At 62.9% G+C, this 25,322-nt stretch carries 25 protein-coding genes and 1 other RNA gene; 22 read left to right on the forward strand and 4 right to left on the reverse strand.

Features of this window, described 5'->3' with window-relative positions; all coding sequences use genetic code 11:
- Positions 1-155 precede the first annotated feature (155 nt).
- Both CAP2UW1_RS01505 and clsB read left to right on the forward strand, forming a co-directional pair.
- On the forward strand, positions 156-980 hold the full coding sequence (locus CAP2UW1_RS01505; protein ID WP_012807101.1) for a mechanosensitive ion channel family protein: 825 nt from the start codon (positions 156-158) through the stop codon (positions 978-980).
- A gap of 52 nt (positions 981-1,032) precedes the next feature.
- Positions 1,033-2,193: a cardiolipin synthase ClsB gene (clsB, locus tag CAP2UW1_RS01510; RefSeq protein WP_012807102.1), complete on the forward strand. Its 1,161-nt coding sequence runs from the start codon at positions 1,033-1,035 to the stop codon at positions 2,191-2,193.
- On the opposite strand, the gene gluQRS is transcribed toward clsB, so the two are convergent.
- A complete protein-coding gene (gluQRS, locus tag CAP2UW1_RS01515) occupies positions 2,175-3,134 on the reverse strand; it encodes a tRNA glutamyl-Q(34) synthetase GluQRS (protein ID WP_012807103.1) in 960 nt (319 codons plus the stop codon). The two genes, clsB and gluQRS, sit on opposite strands and share 19 nt — an antisense overlap.
- Positions 3,135-3,254: 120 nt before the next feature.
- Here gluQRS and argB point away from each other — a divergent pair, with 120 nt between their 5' ends.
- Genes argB through CAP2UW1_RS01535 form a run of 4 tightly spaced genes read left to right on the forward strand, consistent with a single transcriptional unit; the run spans position 3,255 to position 9,902 of the window.
- Positions 3,255-4,142, forward strand: coding sequence for an acetylglutamate kinase (gene argB, locus CAP2UW1_RS01520; protein WP_012807104.1), 888 nt, complete (start codon positions 3,255-3,257; stop codon positions 4,140-4,142).
- Between the two features lie 13 nt (positions 4,143-4,155).
- Positions 4,156-4,812 (forward strand): pyrimidine 5'-nucleotidase, encoded by a 657-nt coding sequence (locus tag CAP2UW1_RS01525; RefSeq protein ID WP_041567649.1) that lies wholly within the window; start codon positions 4,156-4,158, stop codon positions 4,810-4,812.
- Positions 4,813-4,831: 19 nt separating this feature from the next.
- The gene (locus CAP2UW1_RS23450) at positions 4,832-8,815 is read left to right on the forward strand and encodes a bifunctional diguanylate cyclase/phosphodiesterase (protein WP_012807106.1); all 3,984 of its coding nucleotides are present in this window, start codon (positions 4,832-4,834) and stop codon (positions 8,813-8,815) included.
- On the forward strand, positions 8,808-9,902 hold the full coding sequence (locus CAP2UW1_RS01535) for an acyltransferase family protein (protein WP_012807107.1): 1,095 nt from the start codon (positions 8,808-8,810) through the stop codon (positions 9,900-9,902). The genes CAP2UW1_RS23450 and CAP2UW1_RS01535 overlap by 8 nt, the downstream gene beginning before the upstream one ends.
- On the opposite strand, the gene hemB is transcribed toward CAP2UW1_RS01535, so the two are convergent.
- Positions 9,886-10,902 carry a porphobilinogen synthase gene (gene hemB, locus CAP2UW1_RS01540; protein WP_012807108.1) on the reverse strand — a complete coding sequence of 339 codons (1,017 nt, stop codon included), beginning with the start codon at positions 10,900-10,902 and terminating at the stop codon, positions 9,886-9,888. The genes CAP2UW1_RS01535 and hemB overlap by 17 nt on opposite strands.
- Positions 10,903-11,089: 187 nt before the next feature.
- Positions 11,090-11,794 carry a ribosome biogenesis GTP-binding protein YihA/YsxC gene (gene yihA, locus CAP2UW1_RS01545; protein ID WP_012807109.1) on the reverse strand — a complete coding sequence of 235 codons (705 nt, stop codon included), beginning with the start codon at positions 11,792-11,794 and terminating at the stop codon, positions 11,090-11,092.
- Between the two features lie 131 nt (positions 11,795-11,925).
- Between yihA and CAP2UW1_RS01550 the strand changes: the two genes are divergently transcribed.
- Both CAP2UW1_RS01550 and CAP2UW1_RS01555 read left to right on the forward strand, forming a co-directional pair.
- On the forward strand, positions 11,926-12,561 hold the full coding sequence (locus CAP2UW1_RS01550) for a c-type cytochrome (protein ID WP_012807110.1): 636 nt from the start codon (positions 11,926-11,928) through the stop codon (positions 12,559-12,561).
- 128 nt (positions 12,562-12,689) lie between these two features.
- Positions 12,690-13,121 (forward strand): CBS domain-containing protein, encoded by a 432-nt coding sequence (locus CAP2UW1_RS01555; protein WP_012807111.1) that lies wholly within the window; start codon positions 12,690-12,692, stop codon positions 13,119-13,121.
- 105 nt (positions 13,122-13,226) lie between these two features.
- Here CAP2UW1_RS01555 and CAP2UW1_RS01560 read toward each other — a convergent pair whose 3' ends face one another.
- Positions 13,227-13,865, reverse strand: a complete 639-nt coding sequence (locus CAP2UW1_RS01560) for a histidine phosphatase family protein (RefSeq protein WP_012807112.1) — start codon at positions 13,863-13,865, stop codon at positions 13,227-13,229.
- Positions 13,866-14,348: 483 nt separating this feature from the next.
- On the opposite strand from CAP2UW1_RS01560, the gene CAP2UW1_RS01565 reads away from it, so the two are divergent.
- The 14 genes from CAP2UW1_RS01565 to CAP2UW1_RS01625 all read left to right on the forward strand — a co-directional run bounded on the left by CAP2UW1_RS01565 (position 14,349) and on the right by CAP2UW1_RS01625 (position 25,276).
- A complete protein-coding gene (locus tag CAP2UW1_RS01565; RefSeq protein ID WP_012807113.1) occupies positions 14,349-14,822 on the forward strand; it encodes a 4Fe-4S dicluster domain-containing protein in 474 nt (157 codons plus the stop codon).
- Positions 14,823-14,834: 12 nt separating this feature from the next.
- Complete coding sequence (locus CAP2UW1_RS01570) at positions 14,835-16,682, forward strand: aldehyde ferredoxin oxidoreductase family protein (protein WP_012807114.1); 1,848 nt, start codon at positions 14,835-14,837, stop codon at positions 16,680-16,682.
- A 1-nt stretch (position 16,683) separates the two neighbouring features.
- Complete coding sequence (locus CAP2UW1_RS01575; RefSeq protein WP_012807115.1) at positions 16,684-17,934, forward strand: NAD(P)/FAD-dependent oxidoreductase; 1,251 nt, start codon at positions 16,684-16,686, stop codon at positions 17,932-17,934.
- Complete coding sequence (thiS, locus tag CAP2UW1_RS01580; protein ID WP_012807116.1) at positions 17,934-18,188, forward strand: sulfur carrier protein ThiS; 255 nt, start codon at positions 17,934-17,936, stop codon at positions 18,186-18,188. The genes CAP2UW1_RS01575 and thiS overlap by 1 nt, the downstream gene beginning before the upstream one ends.
- Positions 18,189-18,206: 18 nt before the next feature.
- Positions 18,207-18,470 carry a hypothetical protein gene (locus tag CAP2UW1_RS01585; protein ID WP_012807117.1) on the forward strand — a complete coding sequence of 88 codons (264 nt, stop codon included), beginning with the start codon at positions 18,207-18,209 and terminating at the stop codon, positions 18,468-18,470.
- 18 nt (positions 18,471-18,488) lie between these two features.
- Positions 18,489-18,587, forward strand: an RNA gene (ffs, locus tag CAP2UW1_RS24285) — signal recognition particle sRNA small type.
- Positions 18,588-18,713: 126 nt separating this feature from the next.
- Positions 18,714-20,375 carry a DNA polymerase III subunit gamma/tau gene (gene dnaX / locus CAP2UW1_RS01590; RefSeq protein WP_012807118.1) on the forward strand — a complete coding sequence of 554 codons (1,662 nt, stop codon included), beginning with the start codon at positions 18,714-18,716 and terminating at the stop codon, positions 20,373-20,375.
- A 39-nt stretch (positions 20,376-20,414) separates the two neighbouring features.
- Entirely contained in the window at positions 20,415-20,738 is a 324-nt protein-coding gene (locus CAP2UW1_RS01595) for a YbaB/EbfC family nucleoid-associated protein (RefSeq protein ID WP_012807119.1), read from the forward strand.
- Positions 20,738-21,340, forward strand: a complete 603-nt coding sequence (gene recR / locus CAP2UW1_RS01600) for a recombination mediator RecR (RefSeq protein ID WP_012807120.1) — start codon at positions 20,738-20,740, stop codon at positions 21,338-21,340. Before CAP2UW1_RS01595 ends, recR begins: the two co-directional genes overlap by 1 nt.
- Before the next feature lie 100 nt (positions 21,341-21,440).
- A complete protein-coding gene (gene petA / locus CAP2UW1_RS01605; protein ID WP_012807121.1) occupies positions 21,441-22,037 on the forward strand; it encodes a ubiquinol-cytochrome c reductase iron-sulfur subunit in 597 nt (198 codons plus the stop codon).
- Between the two features lie 3 nt (positions 22,038-22,040).
- Positions 22,041-23,360, forward strand: a complete 1,320-nt coding sequence (locus tag CAP2UW1_RS01610; protein WP_012807122.1) for a cytochrome b — start codon at positions 22,041-22,043, stop codon at positions 23,358-23,360.
- 13 nt (positions 23,361-23,373) lie between these two features.
- Positions 23,374-24,084, forward strand: a complete 711-nt coding sequence (locus CAP2UW1_RS01615) for a cytochrome c1 (protein ID WP_012807123.1) — start codon at positions 23,374-23,376, stop codon at positions 24,082-24,084.
- 103 nt (positions 24,085-24,187) lie between these two features.
- On the forward strand, positions 24,188-24,784 hold the full coding sequence (locus CAP2UW1_RS01620) for a glutathione S-transferase N-terminal domain-containing protein (protein ID WP_012807124.1): 597 nt from the start codon (positions 24,188-24,190) through the stop codon (positions 24,782-24,784).
- 75 nt (positions 24,785-24,859) lie between these two features.
- Positions 24,860-25,276, forward strand: coding sequence for a ClpXP protease specificity-enhancing factor (locus CAP2UW1_RS01625; protein ID WP_012807125.1), 417 nt, complete (start codon positions 24,860-24,862; stop codon positions 25,274-25,276).
- The last annotated feature ends 46 nt before the right edge of the window (positions 25,277-25,322 follow it).

Raw genomic sequence — 25,322 nt, forward strand, 5'->3', positions numbered from 1 at the left:
TCGCCGAGCCGTCCTGGCGGCGCTATTGTTGCACGGTTCTCCCGGGAAGCAGTGCGCCACGATGCGCCTGATCGCCAGCGCGGCATCTCGCCCGGGCTTGCACTGGGTCAACTACAATGGGAAACTCACCACTTCCCCATAGTCAGGAGAATTCCATGAATGCGCAGGACATTTCGCGTTGGCAGGACTTGGCGGTCCAGTACGCTTCGGACTTCGGCATCAAGGTGCTCGCAGCGATTGCTTTCTGGGTCATCGGCCGCTGGCTGATCCACCGCGTCGGCAGCCTGGTCCAGAGCGCGCTCGAACGTCAGAAGGTCGATGCCACGATCATGCGCTATCTCGGCACGGTGATCAACGTGACGCTGAACATCGTGCTGGTGATCGGCATTCTGGGCTATTTCGGCATTCAGACCACCAGCTTTGCCGCGCTCTTTGCCGCTGCCGGTGTCGCCATCGGCCTGGCCTGGTCGGGCCTGCTGTCCAACTTTGCCGGCGGCGTGTTCCTGATCATCCTGCGGCCGATCAAGGTGGGCGACTTCGTGACGGTTGGCGGCATCACCGGCACGGTCAAGGAGGTTGGTCTTTTCGTCTCGGCGATCAACACGCCGGACAACGTACTGACTCTCGTCGGCAACAACAAGATCTTCTCGGATACCATCCAGAATTTCTCGACCAATGCCTATCGTCGGGTTGACCTCAAGGCGCAGTTGTCCGGGGCGGCCGACCATGCGGCGGCGATGGCACTGCTCAAGGAGAAGATCGCGACTATCCCCAATGTGCTTGCCGATCCTGCCGTGGATGTCGAGATTCTCGAATTCAACCTCGTCGGTCCGGTGCTTGCCGTGCGTCCCTATTGCCACACCGACCATTACTGGCAGGTGTACTTCGACACCAACCGGACGATTCGCGAGTCGCTGGCGGCAGCCGGCTTCCCGGCGCCGATGCCGGCGCAGGCGGTATTCGTCAGCCAGCAGCCGTAAGGCACGATGACGGGCGGCATCGCGACCTTCCAGGAAGCGATTCCTCGACGCGATGGCCGCCAGGTTCCTGCCCGGTAACCGACTGACGCTGCTGAACAGTGGCGCCGAGTATTTTCCGGCGCTGATCAGGGCAATCGACGAAGCGACGCACGAGGTTCATCTCGAAAGCTACATTTTCGAGGATGACGTCACCGGCCGCGAGGTTGCCGATGCGATGGCCCGGGCGGCGCGACGCGGCGTCACCGTCCGCGTTCTTGTCGATGGTTTTGGCGCACGCGAGTTTGCCGATCGCCTGCAGCCTCGGTTGGTCGCCGCCGGTGTGCAGGCCATGGTCTATCGGCCCGACATCGCGCGCTTTCAGTTGCGTCGCCATCGTCTGCGTCGCCTGCACCGCAAGCTGGTCGTGATCGATGGGGACATTGCTTTCGTCGGCGGTATCAACGTCATCGACGACCTCAATACCCCGCATCAAGTGCCACCGCGCTACGACTATGCCGTGCGCGTCGAAGGTCCGCTGCTGACGCCGATTCAGGAAGCCATGCACCGCTTGTGGGAGCTGGTCCTGTGGGCCAAGCTGACTCGCCGCTACCGCTTGACGCGGGCCCCCCGCAAAGAACCGCCAGCCCGGGGTGAGCAGACCGCAGCCTTCCTGGTGCGCGACAACATCCGCCACCGGCGCGATATCGAGGAGGCTTATCTGGAGGCTATTGCCACAGCGCAGGAGGACATTCTTCTCGCCAACGCCTATTTCCTGCCCGGTCGCCGTTTCCGCAAGGCCCTCCACGATGCGGTGCGACGCAAGGTGCGGGTGGTCATCCTGCTGCAGGGGCGGGTCGAGTACCGTCTGCTGCATTACGCCACGCAGGCGCTCTACAGCAAGCTGCTGACGGCCGGCATCCGGATCTTCGAATATCGGCGCAGCTTCCTGCACGCCAAGGTGGCGGTCATCGACAGGCATTGGGCGACCGTCGGTTCGTCGAACATCGATCCCTTCAGCCTGCTTCTGGCCAGGGAGGCCAACATAGTCGTGCGTGACGGAAACTTTGCAGACGAATTGCGCAACAGTCTTCAGGGGGCGATGCAAAGTGGCGCTCACGAACTCCATGCCGAGAGTTGGAAGCGGCTGCGCTGGCCTTCCCGCCTCTTGCGCTGGGCCAGCTACAATCTGGTCCGCGTTCTCGTCGGCATAGCCGGCTACGGGCGCAAGCCTTGAGTTGCCGGCGCAGCCCGGTACTCCCTGCGCCCCCTCGGTACGCGCTCGATCGACCAGGCGGCGATCGCCCAGCGCCAGAAATCGGCCAACGGCGCACGACCCAGGTCCTGCGGCACCGCGTGGCCAAGGAAACCAAGCGCCGCCGCCAGTGGCGCACTACCCGCGGCGGGGTCTACGGCAGCCGCGCGCGTCTGCTTGGAGAGTTTTTCACCCGCGGCATTGGTCACGATCGGCAGGTGCGCATACCTTGGTGTCGGCAGTCCGAGGCGCTGCTGCAACCAGATCTGGCGCGGCGTGGACTCGAGCAGGTCGACGCCGCGGACGATCTCGGTGACGCCTTGTGCCGCATCGTCGACGACGACAGCCAGTTGATAGGCAAACTGCCCGTCGGCGCGCAGGAGTACGAAGTCGCCAATGGCGCGCTCGAGGTTCTGCCCGACGTGGCCCTGAACGCGATCATCAAAGGCGATCTCGCAGTCGGCGACGCGCATTCGCCAGGCGCGGGGTGTTCGCCCAACCGCCAGACCGTTACGGCAGATGCCCGGGTAAACCAGCCCGCCATCCACAGCTGCTGGGGGTGAATTGGCGGCGATCTCGCGTCGCGAGCAGGCGCAAGCGTAGACGTCGCCGCTCACCTGTCGGTCGACCAGCGCCGCACGATAGAGATCAAGACGCCGGCTCTGCACCAGCACCTCACCATCCCATTCAAAACCAAAGCCTTCGAGGGTGCGCAGGATAGCGTCGGCGGCACCCGGCAGCGTCCGTGGCTGGTCGACGTCTTCAATGCGCAGCAGCCAGTCGCCGCCGCTGGCACGCGCGTCCAGGTAGCTGCCCACCGCGGCGACCAGCGAACCGAAGTGCAAGGGGCCGGTCGGCGAAGGAGCGAAGCGACCACGATAGCGGCCAAGAGCGGGGTCGGCGATTGGTCTCGACAGGCTCATGATTCCCTGGTGACGGTGGCCAGTGTGGCCGACTCGGTGTCGACACCCCTGGGTGCAGCTTGCCTTTTTATTTGCTTCGGCGCCGGGTAGAATCCGGCGGTCATCATCAGGAACGCCACCATGACCGACCGCTGGATCACTCCCGCCGACGCAGCCGCCATTCTCGCCGAGGCCATGCCGTACATCAAACGTTTCCACGGCAAGACCATTGTCGTCAAGTATGGCGGCAACGCGATGACCGACGACAGCCTCAAGCAGTGTTTTGCGCGCGACGTCGTTCTCCTCAAGCTGGTCGGCATGAACGTCGTGGTTGTTCACGGCGGTGGCCCGCAAATCGAGAGCCTGCTGAGTCGGGTGGGCAAGAAGGGACAATTCATCCAGGGGATGCGCGTTACCGATGACGAAACGATGGAGATCGTCGAAATGGTTCTCGGTGGCCAGGTCAACAAGGATGTTGTCAACCTGATCAATCAGGCGGGTGGCAAGGCGGTCGGGCTGACCGGCAAGGACGGCAGCTTCATCCGCGCCAGGAAGCTGATGCTGGCCAATCAGGACAACAGCGAAGACTTGATCGACGTCGGCCAGGTCGGCGACATCACGCAGATCGATCCGTCGCTGATCGGGCACCTGGAGTCCGGTGGTTTCATCCCGGTAGTGGCCCCGATCGGCGTCGGCAAGGGTGGCGAAACCTACAACATCAATGCCGACGTCGTGGCCGGCAAGATCGCCGAGATTCTGAAGGCGGAGAAACTGGTACTGCTGACCAATACGCCCGGCGTCCTCGACGAAGCAGGCAATCTGATCACCGGCATGACGCCGAAGCAGATCGACGACATGGTTGCCAACGGCACGCTCTCCGGCGGCATGCTGCCGAAGATCGGTGCGGCGCTTGACGCGGCGCGCAACGGGGTGAAGAGCGTGCACATCATCGATGGTCGTGTCGAGCACGCGCTGCTCCTCGAGATCCTGACCGACCACGGTGTCGGCACGATGATCAAGTCGCATTGATCGGGAGGCGACGCTGAGAGCCGCTTCGCCGGTCTGGCTTTTTGACCTCGACAACACCCTGCACGACGCCAGTCCGCACATCTTCCCGCACATCAATCGCTCGATGGTGGCCTACATTCACGAGCACCTCGGCGTCGATCGGGACGAGGCGACACGCCTCCGGCAAGACTACTGGCAGCGCTACGGCGCGACCCTGCTCGGCCTCGTACGTCATCACGGCACCGATCCTCAGCACTTTCTCTGGCATACCCACCAGTTTCCGGATCTCAAGCACATGCTGGTCTGCGAGCGCGGCCTCAAGGCCATGCTCCGCCGTCTGCCGGGACGCAAGATCGTCTTCTCCAACGCGCCGCTGCGTTACAGTGAAGCGGTACTCGAACTCCTCGGCATCAGCAATTGCTTCGACGCCGTCTATTCGGTGGAGCGCCTCCGCTTTCAACCCAAGCCGGCGGTCGGCGGCTTCCGTGAGCTGTTGCGCAGCGAGCGATTGCGGGCCGATCGCTGCATCATGGTCGAAGATTCGTTGTCCAATCTGACGACCGCCAGGCGCCTGGGCATGAAGACCGTTTGGGTGAGCCGATCGACGCGCCGGCCGTTGGCCGTCGATGTGCGCGTCCCGTCGCTTCTCGACCTGCCCGGGCATCTTTCCCGTTTGCAGACCGTGTCCTGAGGAATTCGTCTTCATTGCCATGCGAGAGCCAGCCTCACCGGAGCAGCAACTTCTTGAATACAAGGCGATCCTCGATCATTCGGGGATTGCCGTGGTGTGTACGCGCAGCCGCCTTGTCTACCGCTGCAATCCGCGCGCCGAGGAGCTTTTCGGCTGGCCGGCGGGAACGCTGGTCGGGCAGCTGGACGCGGTTTTCCTGCCGGACGATGCGTCCTGCGATGCCTTGCGCGGCACGGTTCGGCCGCAATTGCGGGTCGGCAAGATCGTTGACCTCGAAACTCGCCTGGCGCGCCGTGACGGCAGCACCTTTGTCGCGCATCTGATTGCCAGAGCCATCGACCCGGCGGCGCCACGTCTGGGCACCGTGTGGATCGTTCGCGACGTCACCCAGGAAGTCCTCACGCGCGACACCAGCGCGCGCCTGCTTCGCGAACAGCAGCTCATTTTCGAGAATGCGGAAACCGGCATCGTGATTCTGCGCGAGCGCATCATCCAGCGCTGCAACCGCCGCTTTGCGGAGCTTCTGGGTTATGCGGCGGACGAACTGGTCGGCCAATCGACGCGCCTCTACTACCCGAGCGAGGAGGCGTGGCTCGAGACTGGCCGCCGCGCGTACGCGGCGATCGCCGAAACCGGCATCTACCACGGCGACACGATCTTCCGGCGCCGCAATGGGGAATCGTTCTGCTGCCACATCACCGGCAGCATGATGAATCGCGCGAACCCCGATGAGGGTTATGTCTGGCTGTACGAGGACGTCAGCGAAAAGCGCGCGTCGGCCGCTGCAATGGACGCGCTGCTGCGCGAACAAACGCTGATCTTCGAAGCGGCACCGATCGGCATAGCTTTCGTCCGCGATCGCATCATTCAGCGCTGCAATCCGAGCCTGGAGAGGATCTTCGGCTACTCCCCGGGACAGCTGATTGGTCAATCGACGCGCTGCTTCTTCGCCAGCGAAGAAGCCTGGCGCGAGAAGGGCGAGCGGGCGCAGCTACTCATTGACGAGTGCGGCAGCTTCGTCGGCGAGGTGCAGTACTGCAAGTCCGATGGCCTGCCGATCTGGTGCCGGGTGACCGGCAGCCTCGCCAACCCCGGGGAGCCGGGTGATGGTCTGGTCTGGCTGTTCGAAGACGTGACTGAAAAACGTCAGGCCGACAGGGCCATGGAGGCCCTGTTGCGCGAGCAGGCGCTGATCTTCGAGCGAGCGCCGACGGGAATTGCTTTCCTGCGTGACCGCGTCATCCAGCGTTGCAACCCAAGCTTCGAGAGAATTTTCGGCTATGCGCCGGGGCAACTGCTGGGCCAGTCCACGCGCGTCTGCTTCGCCAGCGAAGCCGCCTGGCGCGAGGCGGGCGAGCGAGCCTACGCAGTCGCCGACGAGTCCGGCAAGTTCATCGGCGAGCTGGAGTACTGTCGGGCCGACGGCACGCCAATCTGGTGCCAGGTTACCGGCAGCTTGCTCAACCCGGCAAACCCGGCCGAAGGTTATGTCTGGCTCTTCGAAGACGTCACCGCCCGCCGGGCGGCCGAAGAGGCGCTCGTCGAAAGCCTCTGGGAGCAGCAACTGATCTTCGACAACGCGATGATCGGTATTTCCTATCACCGCAATCGCATGATTCTGCGCTGCAATCGTCGCTGCGAGGAGATTTTCGGGTACCTGGAGGGCGGTCTGGCGGGCCAGCCGACGCGTGTCCTGTTTGCCAGCGATGAGGCGTGGGAAGCGGTTGGACGACAGGTCTACGGGGAATCGGCAAGCGGCGAAACCTTTGACGGCGAACTCCTTTACCAGCGGCGCGATGGTACGCCAATCTGGGTGCATGCCATTGGTCGCACCATTGGCGAGAGCGCGGACAGCGAGACCTGGATCTGGGCTTATGCGGATGTGACTGCCCAGCGGGCTGCCGAGCAGGCCTTGCGGCAAAGCCACCTCGAACTCGAGCAACGCGTGGCCGACCGTACCCTGGAGTTGTCGCAGCAGCTTCATTTCATGCGCCAACTGATCGAAGCCATTCCTGGTCCGGTCTTCTACAAGAGTCAGGAAGGGCGCTACCTCGGCTGCAACCAGGCTTTTCTGGAACTGATCGGCAAGTCGCGCGACGAGGTGGTCGGCGCTACCGTTTACGACGTTGCTCCGGCAGACCTTGCCGATCGCTACAAAGCGGCCGACGACGAGCTCCTCGCCCGCTTGGGTTCGCAGGTCTACGAAGCCAGGGTTCTCGACGCGGACGGCCACTATCGCGACGTGATCTTTCACAAGGCCACTTATGGCAAGCCAGGCGAGAACGGTGGCGGGTTGGTCGGCGTCATGCTCGACATCACCGAGCGCAAGCGGATGGAGGCCCGCCTGCTGCAGGCGGCTACTGTCTTCGACAGTAGCGCCGAGGGCATCACGATCACGGCGCCGGACGGCAACATCATTGCCGTCAACCGCGCCTTCACCGAAATTACCGGTTACACCGAAGACGAGGTCATCGGGCGCAATCCGCGAATGCTGCAATCCGGTTTTCAGGACCGACGTTTCTACCTGGACATGTGGCAGGCTCTCGGTACTCAGGGTCGCTGGCGGGGTGAGCTGTGGAATCGTCGCAAGGATGGTCAGACTTTTCTCGAGTCGCTGACGATCAGCGCCGTCAAGGACGCGCAGGGCAAGGTCGCGCACTATGTCGGCGTGTTCTCGGACATCACGGAATTGCGCAGAGCGCACGACCAGCTCGATCATCAGGCCCATCACGATCCGCTCACCGGGCTGCCCAATCGTCTGCTGCTCGGTGATCGACTGCACAAGGCCTTGCAACGTGCGCATCGCGACGAGACGGGTCTGGCGGTCTTCTTCATCGACCTCGATCGCTTCAAGAATATCAACGATACGCTCGGCCATCAGGTCGGTGATCGGGTGTTGTGTGAGGTCGCGTGGCGGCTTGGCCGGCTGATGCGCGAATCCGATACCGTCGGCAGGCTCGGCGGCGACGAGTTTCTGATCGTCATCGAGGACGTCGGCGAGCCGACGGCCGTCTCGCACATCGCCGAGAAGATTCTCAATGTCCTGCAGGCGTCACCGGTGACCGTCGAGCATGAGTTCTTTGTCGGCGCCAGTATCGGCATCAGCGTCTTTCCCCAGGATGGTGCAGACGCCGAAACCTTGATGAAGAACGCCGACGTCGCCATGTACCGCGCCAAGGAACGCGGCCGCAACACCTACGAGTTCTTCACCAAGGATCTCACCCAGACCTCGCTGGCCCGCCTGCAGATGGAGACCGACCTGCGGCGCGCGATCGAACGTGGCGAACTGCGAGTGTACCTGCAGCCGCAGTTTTCGCTCGCTACCGGCAAGGTGGTCGGCGCCGAAGCGCTGGTGCGTTGGTTACGTCCGCAGCAAGGGCTGGTGTTACCGGGAGAATTCATCAAGTTGGCCGAGGAGTCGGGACTGATCGTGCCGATCGGCGAGTGGGTGCAAGGGACGGCGGCGTGCCAGTGGGCGACGTGGGTAGCCGCTGGTCTGGCTCCCGGTGTGCTGTCGGTCAACGTATCCGGCGTCGAGTTCGCGCGCGGTCGAATCCAGCAGACGGCGCGCAGGACGCTGGAACTCTCCGGGTTGCCGGCCCGCTTTCTGGAACTGGAGATCACCGAAAGCGCGATCATGAGCCATGCCGAAAACAGCGTCCAGGTCCTCGACAACCTGCGGGCAATGGGGATCAGTCTGGTCATCGACGATTTCGGTACCGGCTATTCGTCGCTTGCCTATCTGAAGCGTTTGCCGCTCAACAAGCTGAAGGTCGATCAGAGCTTTGTCCGCGGACTCCCTAACGACACCGAGGACTGCGCCATTGCGCGCGCGGTGATTGCCCTCGGCCACAGTCTGCAACTGACGGTGATTGCGGAAGGCGTCGAGACCGAGGCGCAGCGGGAGTTTCTCACCGGTGAAGGCTGTGACGAGATGCAGGGGTACCTGCGCGGCAGGCCGATGCCCTTCGACGACTACCACGCGCGCTTCCTGAGTGGCTGAGGCTCCACTCCCCGGATCCGGACCACGACTTGCCTTTGTCGACGCGCTCAAGGCTGTCGCCTCGCAGTTGATCGTCCTGCATCACCTGGCGTTCTACGGGCCCATGTCCGACCATGCCCATTCCCTGCTGCCAAACTTGGTCTCCTGGCTCAGCCAGGAGGCGCGCATAGCGGTGCAAGCCTTCCTGGTGATCGGTGGTTTTCTCGCTGCGCAGAGTCTGGCTCCGAGTGGCGTGCTGTTGGCGCCCCGGCCGTTGTCCCTGCTGTGGAGGCGCTACCTGAAGCTCGTGATTCCTTATCTGGCGGCCGTGCTGCTCGGCATCGCCTGCGCCGCAATCGCCCGCCGCCTGATGACGCACGACTCTCTGCCCGGCCTGCCGACGCTGCCGCAGGTCGTTGCGCATGCCTTTCTGCTGCAGAGCATTCTCGGTTACGAGGGCCTGTCGGCAGGCGTCTGGTACATCGCCATCGACTTCCAGTTGTTCGCCCTGCTGCTCGGGATTCTCTGGCTGGCGCGGCGCCTCGGACAAGGCGCTGGGCGAGCGGCCTTCGTGGGCGCCTTGCTGGTCGGCGCCCTGGCACTGGCCTCGCTGTACCACTTCAACCGCGATGCGGACTGGGACGTCTGGGGCGTGTACTTCTTCGGTTCCTACGCGCTGGGCGTGCTGATCTACTGGGCAACAGCCCGCAAGCAACCGATAGCCGGGTGGCTACTGCTGCTTGTCGTACCGGTGGTCACGGCGCTGCTCGTCGACTATCGCTCGCGCATTGCCGTGGCGCTGGTGGTGGCATTGGCACTTGGCCTGGCGCGGTGCACCGGCTTCCTGGACAGCTGGCCGAGGTCGCGCCTGATTGCCGGGCTGGGGAAAATCTCCTACTCGGTCTTTCTGGTTCACTTCCCGGTCTGCCTGGTCGTCAGCGGTCTGTTTGCCCGTTTTGCGCCGCCCACTGCCGGTGTCAACCTGGCAGGAATGGTCATCGCCTGGTTGGCCAGCATGGCGGCCGGCGCACTTTTCTATCGCCTTGTGGAGAGTCGGGCACCTGTTCGACGCCGGTGCCCGGCAGCCGGTTTCAAGCAGAAGCCTTGAGCCAGGCGGCGGCTGATAGCGCATGGTAGCTCAGGATGCCGTCAGCGCCAGCCCGCTTGCACGCCAGCAGGCTCTCGAGTACGCAAGCCTGCTCGTCCAACCAGCCGTTCTGGGCGGCCGCCTTGAGCATCGCATATTCGCCACTGACCTGATAGACGTAGGTGGGCACCTTGAATTCGTCCTTGACGCGCCGAACGATGTCGAGGTAGGGCATGCCGGGCTTGACCATCACCATGTCGGCTCCCTCCGCGAGGTCGAGCGCCACTTCGCGGAGCGCTTCGTCGCTATTTGCCGGGTCCATTTGATAGCTGTGCTTGGTGCCTTTGCCGAGGTTGCCGGCTGACCCCACAGCATCGCGAAACGGGCCGTAGAAACTCGATGCGTACTTCGCCGAATAAGCCAGGATCCGTGTATGTATGTGTCCGGCAGCGTCTAGCGCGCCACGAATGCGCGCAACACGGCCGTCCATCATGTCGGATGGCGCGACGATGTCGGCACCTGCCTGCGCATGAGACAGTGCCTGTCGCGCGAGGACCTCGAGCGTTTCATCGTTCAGTACGTAGCCGCGTGGGTCGTCGGCGTCGATCAGGCCGTCCTGGCCATGGCTGGTGTAAGGATCGAGGGCAACGTCGGTGATCACGCCAAGTTCGGGGAACTCCTTCTTCAAGGCGGCTACCACGTGTGGCACCAGGCCATCGGGGTTATAGGCCTCTTCCGCTCCCGACGACTTGCCGCTGGCGTCGACCACCGGGAACAGGGCCAGTGCCGGAATGCCGAGGGCCAGTGCCCGTTCGGCTGTCTTCAACAGTTGGTCCAGACTCTGCCGTTCGACTCCCGGCATGGAGGCGACCGGCTCGACACGTCCGACACCGGCGAGCACGAACACCGGGTAGATCAAGTCATCGACGTCGAGGCGCGACTCGCGCATCAGGCGACGGGAAAAATCGTCGCGACGCATGCGTCGCATGCGTCGCGTCGGGAAGCTTCCTGTGTAATCCATAGATATCCTGGCGACCAGATAGACAATATTGATGAAAAAAGAAAGGGTCTCGGGGAACCGGTGGCCGTCTCCCGACTCTCACCGACGGATGGTCTTGCCATCCCCCGCTTCACCTCCCTGAGCGGGTGCCTTATTCCCTTAAGGCATGTCTCGCCCCCGGCCCCCCCTTTGCCGGGGGCTTTTTTTGTCAGCGGGGCTTGCCGGCGTTGCGGGCGCCCCAGCCCATGGCAGCACGCTGCTTCGGGCGCGCTTTCTTCTCGGTGCTCAGACCGGCAGGCGGTGGCGTTTCTTCCCTCATTGTCAGGCCAAGCCAGCCGGCAAGCACCGTCTCGGCTTCTCGGACGCCCGACTTCTTAAGGCTTGAAAAGAGTTGCACGCTGCCGTTCTCACCAAACTCCTGCAGCACCGCATGCACTTCGCGCAGGGCGAGAACCTGCTCCTGGCGAGTCAGCTTGTCGGCCTTCGACAACAGGACATGCAGCGGTTTGCCGGTCGGCGCGAACCACCTGAGCATCTGAACGTCGAGTTCCGTAAGAGGGTGTCGACTGTCCATGATCAGGACCAAGCCGCGCAGTACCTCGCGGTGGCGCAGATAGGGGGCAAGCAAGCCCTCCCATTGCGACCTGATTTCCTCGGGAGCCTTGGCAAAGCCATAGCCCGGCAAGTCAACGAAGTACTTGCCGTCCGCGAGTCGGAAATAGTTCAGGTGCTGGGTGCGTCCCGGCGTCTTCGACACGAAAGCCAGTCGCGAATGATTGGCCAGCGTGTTGATCGCCGACGACTTGCCAGCGTTCGAACGCCCGGCAAAGGCGACTTCGCATAGCGAATCGCTGGGCAGATCACGCAAATCGGCGACCGTCGTGTGAAAAGCGGCCTGCTGAAATAGAGGCATCGATGGACCCGGGAGTGGATGGATAGGCGGAACAGGCGCGTGCCGAGGAGGCAAAGTGATATAGAATATCAGGTTTGTTGGTTCGCTTCTCCGGCCTCAGATTAGTCAATGTTGTCTATGGGAGTCTCGACATGATTCGTACAACGGTGCTTGCGGTTCTCCTCGCCGCCAGTTTCCCCGCCTTCGCAACGGAGCAGGCGAAAGCCAAACCTGACCTGGCCAAAGCCAAGGAGATTGCCGAAGGCGTTTGTGTGGCCTGCCATGGCGCCGACGGAAACAGCCCGGCGCCGGCCAACCCGATTCTTGCCGGTCAGATTTCCGAGTATCTGTACAAACAGCTCAGCAATTTCAAGGCAGCCGACGGCAAACCGGCAGTGCGCAACAATGCCATCATGGGTGGCATGGTTGCGGCGCTGTCGGACGAAGACATGCGGAATCTGGCGGCGTACTTCTCGCAGCAGAAGATGAAGCCCTCGCTGGCCAAGGAGGAGAAGCTGCTTGCCGAGGGCAAGACCTTGTGGCGCATGGGTGATTTCGAGAAGGGGATTCCGGCTTGCGCCGGGTGTCATGGCCCGGCGGGTGCCGGCTTGCCGGTGCAGTATCCGCGCCTGGCCGGGCAGTACGCCGAGTACACGGCCAGCCAACTGAAGACGTTCAGGAGTCACGAGCGCGCCAACGATTCGGAAAAGGTGATGCGGACCATTGCCGGCAAGCTCTCCGACCATCAGATAGCCGCCGTCGCCGAGTACGCTGCCGGTCTGCGCTAGACTGGCGCGCGCGTTGGCTGACGGCACGGGCAGCCCCCCTGCCCGCCTTGGCCCGTCATTCTGCCCCTTGGCAAGAAGCGCCTGAGGCCCTAGTATGGCGGTGACTTCCCGACCAGAAAGGACGCTTCATGAAGACACTCAGGCAAATCCTCGCCGACAAGAGCGGGCCGCTGGTGATCGTCTCGCCGGACGATGCCGTTTTTCATGCCTTGCAGGTGATGGCCGATCACAACGTTGGCGCGGTCCTCGTCCTTGACGGCAAACAACTTGTCGGCATATTCTCGGAACGCGACTATGCGCGCAAGGTGATCCTCTTCGGCAAGGCGTCGAAGGACACCCGGGTCCGCGAGATCATGACCGACAAGGTGCTCTATGTAACTCCGGACCGGACGGTCGATGAGTGTATGGCGATCATGACCGAAAAGCATTTCCGGCATTTGCCGGTTCTCGACGACGATGGCCGCGTCGTTGGCATAGTCTCCATTGGTGATGTGGTCAAGGAGACGATCTGCGAGCAGCAGTTCATCATTCAGCAGATGGAGAAGTACATCACCGGCTGACGGGGACGCGTCGCTTGGCAGTAGCGGCGCCTGTTGGGTGTCCCGCGGCGCCGGCGTCTCTCTCCGCCGTGATTCACGCACGGCGCGCTCTCCCAGGTACGGTCGCTACGGAAGCTCGTCAAGGCCGAACTTTGCGAGGTGCTCTGTCTGACCCCACACCTCGAGCCTCCACGCGTCGCCGTGGGCGCTTACCCAGTTGATGGCAGCGTTCGGAATCAGGAAGTCGCGGGGGCTGCTGAGCGGGTTGCCGCGGACCAGACGGTTCACGATGTCGAGGACGCCTCCGTGTGTCACCACGACGATCGTTTCCCCGCGATGCCCAGCTGCCAACAGCCGCAGGCCCGTGCTGACGCGTTCGTGCAGTTGCTGCAGACTCTCGCCGCCGCACGGAATGACAAAGTCCGGATCACGTCTCTCGAATGACAGGTAGTCGGCTGCGTAGGCGGCACGGGATTCGGCGTAGGTCAATCCTTCAAACAGGCCATAGCGTCGCTCGCGAAATTCCGGCCGCAGAATCGGCAGCAGTTTCAGCGTCGTCGCGATACTCTCGGCAGTCTGGCGGGCGCGCAGCAAGTCGCTGCTGTACAGTGCCACGACCGGCTGACCAACCAGCCACCTTGCCGCTGCGGCTGCTTGTGCCAGTCCGGCCGCGTTCAGGCCGATATCGATCTGTCCCTGGATACGCTGTTGAGCATTCCAGTTTGTTTCGCCGTGGCGGACTAGGCAGATGCGGGTTGCTTCCATGGTGATCGTTCTATAGGTGCGTTGTAAATCAGCAAGCGGCCGACTGACATGCGGTGCCGCGACGCGGGTCGGTGGCCCGGAATCTTGCAGGTGTTGCCCGACTGCTGCCGTCGCGTAACGGCCGCTTGCCGCCTTCCCGCACTCGGCGGCCTGATGGACAGGCAGTGACGCGGCCGCGATCTGCCGCGCATGACGAAGCGGTCGGCAGATGCTCAGGCTCGGGAAGGTCGAATTCTAAGCCATTCCGGGGCCGCCGTTGTCGCCGGCCTTGCCGTCGAGGACTCGCCAATCGGCGTGTGAAGGTGACGATTTCCTCCGCACTTGGCCAATCGAGGACGGCCGCTGATCAGCGGACGGAAGACTGCGGATTGCTGCGGCGCACCTTTCACAAGTGCCTGATATTGCCTATAGTGGTCTTTCAGTTGCGGAAGATATCGCGACGTCGTTCAACAGGATCATCGATCACTCAACGGAGGAGACGTCATGCAGAAGTCCTTGCACATCGATCCGGGCAAATGCACCGGCTGTTTGCAGTGCGAAATGGCCTGTTCGTACGAAAACACCGGTCTGTTCAACCCCGCCACATCGCGCATCAAGGTTTTCGATTTCCACCACGAAGGCCGGAAAGTTCCCTACACCTGTACGCAGTGCGCCGAAGCCTGGTGTCTCAACGCTTGTCCGGTCGAGGCGATCAAGATCGATGCCGGCACCGGCGCCAAGGTGGTAGTGGACGCCATATGCGTCGGCTGCAAAGTGTGCACGATCGCCTGCCCGTTCGGGACGATCAATTACAACCATGGCAGTGGCAAAGTCCAGAAGTGCGACCTCTGTGGCGGCGACCCAGCATGTGCCTCCGCTTGCCCGACCAGCGCCATCACCTATATCGATGCGGACTGGACAGGCCTCGAGCGGATGCGTCAATGGGCGCAGAAGACTGACAGTGCTGCACGCGTTTGAGGAGAGACGATCATGGCTTGGACACGCAAGGTTCTTCGCGTTAACCTCACCCAGGGGAGCTGTGTCAGCGAACCGTTGAACATGGCTTGGGCGGCGCAGTATCTCGGTCAACGTGGGCTGGCCAGCAAGTATCTGGTCAGCGAGATTGACCCGCTGGTCGACCCACTGGCGGCAGAGAACAAGATCATCTATGCCACCGGCCCGCTGACCGGGACGATGGCGTCTACCGGCGGCCGCTATTCCGTGGTCACCAAGGGGCCACTGACCGGTGTCATCGCCTGCTCGAATTCCGGTGGCTTCTTCGGCGCCGAACTCAAGGCGGCCGGGTGGGACATGATCATCGTCGAGGGCAAGTCCCCGCGCCCGGTCTATCTGCATATCGAGAACGACAAGGCGGTACTGCTTGCCGCGGAGGATCTCTGGGGCAGGACCGTCTGGGACACCGAAGGCACGCTCAAGAAGCGTCACCAGGATCCCTTGCTGCGGGTGTCCAGCATTGGTCGCGCCGGCGAGAATCAGGTCCTCTTCGCGGCGATCGTCAACGATCTGCACCGCGCAGCCGGGCGCTCCGGTGTCGGTGCGGTGATGGGATCGAAGAACCTCAAGGCGATTGCCGTTCGCGGTACGCTTGGGGTGGGCAACATTGCCGATCCGAAGTCCTTCATGGCGGCAGTCGCTGCCGGCAAGAAGGTGCTGGCAGAAAACGCCGTGACCGGGCAGGGGCTGCCCACCTACGGCACGCAGGTTCTGATGAACGTGATCAACGAAATGGGTGCTTCGCCGACCCGCAACCATCGCGACGTGCAGTTCGAGGGGGCACGCAAGATCTCGGCTGAAGCGATGCACGAAAAGCGCACGACGGATGGCAAGACGCATCTCGTCACCAACCAGGCCTGTTTTGGGTGCACGATCGCCTGCGGCCGGATTTCGCGTATCGACGAAACCCACTTCTCGGTCGAGACCAAGCCGCAGTATTGGGGGGCCAGTGGCGGCCTCGAATACGAAGCCGCCTGGGCGCTGGGCAATGCCAACGGGGTCGACGATCTGGAGGCCCTTCAGTATGCCAACCTGGTGTGCAACGAAGACGGCATGGACCCGATCTCGTTCGGTGCGACAGTCGGCGCGGTGATGGAGCTTTACGAACTGGGCATCCTGACCCGCGACGACATCGGCCTCGAGGCGCCTTTCGGTTCCGCTGAAGCGCTCTGCCGTCTGGCCGAAATGACCGCGCGTGGCGAGGGTTTCGGCAAGGTCGTCGGGCTGGGGTCTAAGCGCCTGTGCACGCGCTATGGCCGACCGGACTTGTCGATGACCGTCAAGGGGCAGGAGTTCCCCGCGTACGACGGGCGTGCCCTGCAGGGAATGGGTCTCGCCTATGCCACGTCGAACCGTGGCGCCTGCCATTTGCGCGGCTATATGGTGTCGAGCGAGGTTTTCGGCATCCCGGTGAAGACCGACCCGCGCGAGACTGCCGGCAAGCCCGAACTGCTGAAGGCTTTCCAGGATGCCACTGCCGCGGTCGACTCCAGCGGCTTGTGCGTCTTCACCACCTTCGCCTGGACGATGAACGACATTCAGCCGCAGATCCAGTCGGCGTGCGAAGGCGACTGGTCGCTGGAGTCACTGCTGCAGACGGGCGAACGCATCTGGAATCTCGAGCGGGACTTCAACCTGGCGGCAGGCATCACCGGCAAGGATGACACGCTGCCGCCGCGCCTGCTCAACGAACCGTGCAAGACAGGCGCCTCGAAAGGCATGGTGGCCGAGCTCGGCAAGATGCTTCCCGAGTACTACAGCCTGCGTGGCTGGACGCCCGACGGAGTGCCGACAGCGGCGACGCGCGCGCGTCTGGGGCTCTGAGTTGGCCAGCCACGTCATCATCGGCAACGGCCCGGCCGGGGTGGTTGCCGCAGAGACGCTGCGACGCGTCGATCCACACAGCGAAATCACGCTGATTGGCGACGAAGCCGAACCTCCCTATTCGCGCATGGCCATTCCCTATCTGCTGATGGGGCGCATCGGCGAGGAGGGAACCTATCTGCGCAAGGATGCGGGTCATTTCGAGGGTTTGCGAATTCGCTTGCGGCAGGGGCGAGTGACGGCCCTCGATACGGGTGCCCGGCGGCTTCGGCTGGCTGACGGCAGTGGTCTCGCTTACGATCGCCTGCTCATTGCCACCGGCGCCCACCCGGTGCGTCCGCCGATTCCCGGCATTGATTCGCCGAAGGTATTGACCTGCTGGACACTGGCCGACGCGCGGGCCATTGCCGCCACGGTAAATCCCGGGGCGCGTGTGCTGCAGATGGGCGCCGGCTTCATCGGCTGCATCATCATGGAATCGCTGGCGGCCCGTGGCCCCCGGCTGACCGTCGTCGAAATGGGCGACAGGATGGTGCCGCGAATGATGGACGAGGTGGCCGGTGCGATGATTCGTCGCTGGTGCGAGGACAAGGGCGTTGGCGTTCGCACCGGCCGGCAGGTGGTGGCCATCGCTCCCGCCGGCGAGGCCCTGCGGGTCACGCTCGACGACGGCGAAGCGATCGAGGTGGACGTGCTGATCAGCGCCACCGGCGTCAAGCCGAACATCGCCTTCCTCGCCGGCAGTGGCGTGGCGGTCGATGCCGGCATCCTCGTCGATGAGGCGATGCAGACCAACATCGCCGGCGTCCATGCTGCCGGCGATGTTGCCGAAGCGGTCGAACTGGGTACCGGCCGACGCGTGGTGAACGCGATTCAGCCCGATGCTGTCGAGCAGGCCCGCATCGCGGCGCTCAACATGGCGGGGCAAGCCGCGACCCTGCGCGGGACTTTCGTCTTCAACGTCCTTGACACCCTCGGGCTGATCTCGGTTTCCTTTGGTCAATGGCAGGGCGTGCCCGGCGGCGAGACGGCAAGCCTGGTCGATCAGGCCGACTACCGCTACCTGCGCCTGGTTTTCGACGGTGACCGGCTGGTCGGCGCCAACAGTATCGGTCATACCGAGCACATCGGCGTCCTGCGTGGTCTGATCCAGGGCAGGGTGCGTCTCGGGCCATGGAAAGACCGTTTGCTCGCCAACCCGCTGCAGTTGAGCGAAGCGTATCTCGCCAGAGGGCTGGCCGCTCTGCACTGATGGAGATCGTTTTCAAGCTGTTCGCCTCGCTTTCCGACCATCTGCCGGCGGCGGCGCGGCGGACGAACGCGCTGCCGCTCGAAGTTGCCGACGACTGCAGCGTCGCCGCGCTGATCGATTCCTGGTCGTTGCCACCGCGAATGGTGCATCTGGTTCTGGTCAATGGCGAATACATCCCGCCGTCGCAGCGTGCCGGAAGACTGTTGACGGCTGGCGACGTGGTGGCGATCTGGCCGCCGATCGCCGGTGGCTGATGGGTGTCGCAGTATGTGATGACTCTGACGCTGCGCGAGTTCGAGCGCCAGTTGCGGCCTCTGTTGGCCGGTTGGTCCGTCGACCGGCTGGCCGAGGGGTGGCGCTTGCGGCAAGAGGCTCGCACGGTGGACATCTGTTGCCGACCGCTGCCGGCCTTGCCGTTGGGCGCGCTCGCGTTGCCGCGTCTGGCGGTGTCCATCGACTTTGCCGGCAGCGAGCCGCTGCAGGAGGCCGCGTTCATCGACGACTTCATGCACTGTTTCCGGCGCGGTGGTGGCTGATGTGGTAGGATTTCACGTGGCGGGTCTCCCCGCATCGCAGGATGGTGAACCTGGTCAGGTCCGGAAGGAAGCAGCCACAGCCGTCTCATGTGAGTGCCGGGGGTAAGGCTCGCCACCTTTCCATGGGCCGGTCATTGCCGCGATTCGCGAAGCCTTGTGTGCGCCACCGCGGCCGGCACCCTCGGTAGCCGACCCCGAAAAACTCCCGCGGGGCCGCTTGCCCCATCTGCTAGAATCCGTCCCATGAGTTACCAAGTCCTGGCGCGCAAGTGGCGCCCGCGAACTTTCGCCAATCTGGTTGGCCAGGAGCATGTGGTTCGCGCGCTCACTCACGCACTGACGGAACAGCGGCTGCATCATGCCTATCTGTTTACCGGCACACGCGGCGTCGGCAAGACGACGCTCGCGCGGATCCTGGCGAAGGCACTGAATTGCGAAACCGGCGTCAGCGCGACGCCCTGCGGCACCTGCTCGGCGTGTCTGGAAATCGATTCGGGACGTTTCGTCGACCTCCTCGAGGTCGACGCGGCGACCAATACGCGTGTCGATGAGATGCGGCAGTTGCTCGAGAACGCCGTCTATGCGCCGACCCGCGGTCGCTTCAAGGTCTATGTCATCGACGAGGTGCACATGCTCTCGACGTCGGCGTTCAACGCCATGTTGAAGACCCTCGAAGAACCCCCGGAGCACGTGAAATTCATTCTGGCGACCACCGACCCGCAGAAGATTCCGGTGACGGTTCTTTCCCGCTGCCTGCAGTTCAATCTCAAGCAGATGACGCAGCCCCTGATCGCCAGCCATCTCAAGCACATCCTCGAAGTCGAGGCCATCAGCGCCGATACCGGAGCGCTGCATTTGCTCGCCCGCTCGGCGGCGGGCAGCATGCGCGATGCGCTGTCGCTTCTCGATCAGGCGATCGCGCACGGTTCGGGCAAGGTCGAGGAAGCACAGGTCCGGGAAATGCTTGGCTCGGTCGACCTCGACCAGCTGTTCTCCATTCTCGATGCCTTGCTGGCTGGCGACGCGGCCGCTTTGTTGCGGATCGCGGACGACATGACGGCGCGCAGCCTCTCGTTTGACGCGGCGTTACAGGAGATGGCGAGCCTGTTCACCCGTTTGCAGATTGCCCAGCTGGCGCCTCGGGCGATCGCTGACGACATGCCGGAGCGGTCGCGGGTTCTCGAACTGGCGACCGCTCTCGATCCCGAGTTCGTTCAGTTGGCCTACCAGATCGCTGTGCATGGCCGCCAGGAACTGCCTCTGGCGCCGGACGAGCAGGCCGGCTTCATCATGACGCTGCTGCGCCTGTACACCTTCCGACCGGTGCTCGATGACGAGGGCGCAGGGCGCTCCACGGGGACCGCGCCGAGCGTCCCCCGTCCCCGGGCAGCACCAACGCCTCGGGCAGCCGTGCCGGCGGCAGCGACTGGCAGCCAGCGTACGCCGGCTTCTGCGGACGGTGCGTTGGTCGGCGGGTCGGTGCCGCCCGCCGCTGCCGCGTCAGTGCCAGCGGTCGAGCCGGATCGCCCGGCCGGTGACTGGCACGCCATTCTGGCCGCGCTGAAGATCAGCGGCATGGCGCGGGAACTGGGTCAGCACTGCGAGTTGCGCGATCTTGCGGGAGCCCGGATGGTTCTCCGCCTGTCGCCGGCGCACCGCCATCTGCTGATCAAGCCGGCGCAGGACAAGCTGCAGCAGTCGCTCGCCGAGCATTTCGGTCGACCGCTGCAGCTCGCCATCGAACTCGATGAAGTCTCCGGCGACACGCCGGCGGCGACGGCGCAGCGCGATCGTCGCGAGCGACAGGATCGCGCCATAGCATCGGTCGAGAAGGACGGCTTCGTACGTGAAATCATCGACACCTTCGATGCCACACTGATCGAATCGTCCATTAAACCCATTTGATTCTTTTCTGGTTCTTTTGTTCACCTCGAGGCAAGCAAGATGATGAAAGGCGGGATCGCCGGCCTGATGAAGCAGGCTCAGCAGATGCAGGAAAACATGAAGAAGGCGCAGGAGCAACTTGCGCAACTGGAGGTCGAAGGGCAGTCAGGAGCCGGCATGGTCAAGGTCTTGATGACCTGTGGTCACGACGTCCGCCGGGTGGCGATCGACCCGTCGGTGATGGATGACCGGGAAATGCTCGAAGACCTCGTCGCGGCCGCGCTGAACGACGCCATGCGGCGTGCCGAGCAAGTCTCGCAGGAGCGCATGGCGGGCTTTTCCGCTGGTCTCAACCTGCCACCCGGGTTCAAGATGCCGTTCTGATGAACGCCCCGTCGAGTCTCGAGTCACTGATCGAGGCTTTGCGTTGTCTGCCAGGCGTTGGTCCAAAGTCGGCTCAACGCATGGCCTACCATCTGATGCAGCACGATCGGCCGGGTGCCGATCGCCTGGCCGATGCGCTGCAGTTGGCGCTCGCTGCGCTGCGCCATTGTCAGCGTTGCAATACCTTCACCGAAACCGAGATCTGCTCTCGCTGCCTCTCGGCGAAGCGCGATCCCAGCCAGTTGTGTGTGGTCGAAACGCCGGTCGACATGAACATGATGGAGCAGACGCACGCCTATTCGGGCCTGTACTACGTCTTGATGGGTCGCGTCTCGCCACTCGACGGTATCGGGCCAGCCGAACTGCACCTCGAGCGGCTTCTGGCTCGTTGCGGTGACGGGCTGGTGCGTGAGGTGATCATCGCCACCAACTACACCAACGAAGGCGAGGCTACGGCACACTATCTTTCGGAAATGCTCCGCAGCCGCGGCGTCAGCGTGTCGCGAATAGCCCGTGGCGTGCCGGTCGGCGGCGAGCTGGAATACGTCGATTCGGGAACGCTGGCACAGGCCCTGCGTGAGCGTCGACCGCTTGCAGGCTAAGCGTTTCAGGGGCCCAGCGATTCAATCCGCGGCGGCTTTGGAGTATAATAATGCGGTTTAGTTCGTACCAACTTTTCATCACGTCCTGGGAAACAGCGCTATGAGCAATGAGTGCAAAGTGGACGGCGGGAGGCGACGGTTGGTCGTCGCGACCGCTGCGATCGGTGGGGTGGGGGCGCTGGCCGCGGTCGTGCCCTTCCTCTCCAGCATGCTGCCGTCCGAACGGGCCAAGGCTGCCGGTGCGCCGGTTGAGGTCGACCTCGCCAGCCTCGAGCCCGGTCAGATGATGACCGTCGAATGGCGGGGCAAGCCGGTGTGGATCATCAATCGCAGCGCACCAATGCTCGAAACGCTGCCCAAGCTCAACGACTCGATGGCCGATCCGAAGTCCGAAAAACCGATGCAGCCGGCTTATTGCAAGAACGAGACGCGCTCGATCAAGCCGGAGATCATGGTCGCCGTGGGGATCTGTACCCATCTGGGTTGTTCGCCCTCGGCCAAGTTCAAGAAGGGTACCGAAGACGGTATGGACGCTGCCTGGCTGGGAGGTTTCCTGTGCCCGTGTCACGGCTCCACCTTCGACTTCGCCGGCCGGGTCTTCAAGAACAAGCCAGCTCCCGACAACCTCGAGGTGCCGCCGCACATGTATCTGTCGGAGAAGCGCATTCTCATCGGTGAAGACAAGAAGGGGGCCTAAGCCATGGCGTCGAATACGGAATTCGAAAAGTACAAGTCGGACGGTTCGCTGCAGGGCAATCTGCTCGAGTGGGTTGACGCCCGCTTTCCGGCAACCTCGATGTGGCGCGGGCACCTGTCCGAGTACTATGCGCCGAAGAACTTCAACTTCTGGTACTTCTTCGGCTCCTTGGCCATGCTCGTGCTGGTCATCCAGATAGTCACCGGCATCTTCCTCGTCATGCACTACAAGCCGGATGCCTCGCTGAACGCGAATGGCATCCCCGTGGCTTTCGCCAGCGTCGAGTACATCATGCGCGACGTAAACTGGGGCTGGCTGATTCGCTACATGCATTCGACGGGCGCGTCGGCGTTCTTCGTCGTCGTCTATCTGCACATGTTCCGCGGCATGCTGTACGGTTCGTATCGACAGCCGCGCGAGCTGATCTGGATCTTCGGCACCCTGATCTTCCTGTGTCTGATGGCCGAGGCCTTCATGGGCTATCTGTTGCCCTGGGGACAAATGTCCTTCTGGGGAGCACAGGTGATCGTCAATCTCTTTTCGGCGATACCGCTGATCGGTGAGCCCCTGTCGATCTGGATCCGTGGCGACTTCGTCGTCGGCGACGCGACGCTCAACCGCTTCTTCTCGTTCCACGTCATCGCCGTGCCGCTGGTCCTGCTCGGCCTCGTCGCCGCGCACATCCTGGCATTGCACGAAGTCGGTTCGAACAACCCGGATGGCGTTGAAATCAAGAAGCGCAAGGACGTGCACGGGCATCCGCTCGATGGCATTCCCTTCCATCCGTACTACACGGTGAAAGACATTGTCGGAGTCGTCGTCTTCCTGATGGTGTTCTCGATCATCGTCTTCTTCGCTCCGGAGGGCGGTGGCTACTTCCTCGAGTACAACAACTTCCTGCCTGCCGACCCGTTGAAGACGCCGCTGCACATCGCTCCGGTATGGTACTTCACGCCCTACTACTCGTTGCTGCGCGCCATGGTCTGGCCGCTGTTCGGGATTGACGCCAAGTTCTGGGGTGTCGTCGCGATGGGGGCTGGGGTCGTGATTCTCGCTTTCCTGCCATGGCTCGATCGCAGTCCGGTCAAGTCGATCCGTTATCGTGGCCCGATCTTCAAGACCCTGCTGACGATCTTCGTGATCTCCTTCGTCATTCTTGGCTTCCTTGGCACGCAACCGCCGTCCTACGCTTTCTTCGGCGTCATCCCGAGCGCCCCCGTGGCGCAGGTCCTCAGTGCTTACTACTTTCTTTACTTCCTGACCATGCCCTGGTGGTCGAAGATCGACAAGTACAAGCCGGAACCTGATCGCGTGACGATGTAAAGGAATGCAAACAATGAAAAAACTGCTTACGGCATTGCTCTTTGCCCCCGCTGTCGCGCTGGCCAGCGGCGCTGGTGTCCATCTCGACAAGGCGCCGGACGTACAGGGCGACAAGGCCGCCCTGCAAAGCGGCGCCAGAACCTTCGTCAATTACTGCCTGAACTGCCATGGCGCCAGCTTTGTCCGCTATAGCCGCCTGACCGACCTCGGCCTGACCGACCAGCAAGTCAAGGACAACCTGATGTTCACCGCGGTCAAGATCGCCGAGCCGATGCGTGTCGCGGCGCGCCCGGACGAACAGAAACTGTGGTTTGGCGCGGCCCCGCCAGATCTGACCCTGGTGGCGCGTGCGCGCGCCTCGGAGGAGGGCAGTGGCGCCGACTGGCTGTACACCTATCTGCGTTCCTTCTATGTTGACGAAAAGCGGCCCACCGGCTGGAACAACACGCTTTTCCCGAACGTCGGCATGCCGAACGTCCTCTGGGAATTGCAGGGCCAGCAGGCATTGAACAAGGATCACCACCTCGAACTGCTGGCGCCCGGCAAGCTGTCACCTGCCGAATACGACAAGCAGATCGCTGATCTGGTGGGTTTCCTGGTATGGATGTCCGAGCCGGATGCCGGTTTCCGCAAACGGCTCGGTTTTGGTGTGCTCGGCTTTCTTGTCGTTCTCTTCGCTGTGGCTTATCCACTGAAGAAGGCGTACTGGAAAGACGTCAAGTAAGCCAAAGAACAAGCGCCAGATTTCAGGCCACGGCATCGCCGGCAAGGGCGCCAGAAGCGCTCGCAGCCGTTGCGATGCCGATTCGTTTTTGAGGGTATTGATCATGATGAATCTTTATTCGGGAACCACCTGCCCGTTCAGCCACCGTTGCCGTATCGTTCTTTATGAAAAAGGCATGGATTTCCAGGTGATCGACGTCGACCTCTTTGCCAAGCCGGAAGATATCGCGATCATCAACCCCTATGGGCGGGTTCCGGTGCTCGTCGAACGCGATCTCATCCTCTACGAACCCAACATCATCAACGAGTACATCGACGAGCGCTTTCCGCATCCACAGTTGATGCCGGCCGATCCGATCATGCGCGCGCGTGCCCGCCAGCTCCTGATCACCATGGAGCGCGAGGTCTTCGCCTACATCGAACCCTTGGAACGGAACAGCAAGACCGCGGACAAGGCTCGCCAGCAGATTCGCGACCGCCTCACCGAAATGGCCCCGGTCTTTGTCAAGCAGAAGCACATGCTCGGTGAGGAGTTCTCGATGCTCGACGTCGCCATTGCGCCACTGCTCTGGCGGCTCGACCACTACGGCATCGAACTCTCACGGCTTGCTGCGCCCTTGATGAAGTACGGCGAAAGGATCTTCAGTCGTCAGGGTTTCATCGATGCGCTGACTCCCTCCGAGAAGGCGATGCGCAAGTAGCGGCGGTCCGCCGCCGCCGTTCGCCGTCGCCGGCGGGCCTCTGCAGCCGATCAATCATTCCCGACTGGAACGTACGTGGACTTGCCGTCGACCAAACCCTATCTGATCCGCGCCATCCACCAGTGGTGCTGTGACAACGGCTTTACGCCCTACCTCGCCGTGGCTGTCGATGCGCGCACCCGGGTCCCGCGCGAGCATGTCCGCGACGGCCAGATCGTACTCAACGTCGACTACGAAGCCACCGGCAATCTGGCGATCGCCAACGACGGCATCACTTTCCAGGCGCGTTTCGGTGGCGTCGCGCGCGACATAGCGATCCCGATCGGCAACGTTGCCGCCATCTACGCACGTGAAAACGGTGCAGGCATGGCCTTCGAACCCGAAAGCGATTCTCCCGCCGATACTCCAGGAGCCCCCGAAAGCGGCGCTCCCGAAGGCGAACCTGAACCGCCACCGCCGGCGGGCCGCCCGAAGTTGCAGCGCATCAAGTAAGGCTACGGGCAGGGTCAAGCGCCTGGGCTTCGCAGAAGCCGCTGGC

It is taken from the genome of Candidatus Accumulibacter phosphatis (assembly GCF_000024165.1).
Classification (GTDB): Bacteria; Pseudomonadota; Gammaproteobacteria; order Burkholderiales; family Rhodocyclaceae; genus Accumulibacter; species Accumulibacter phosphatis.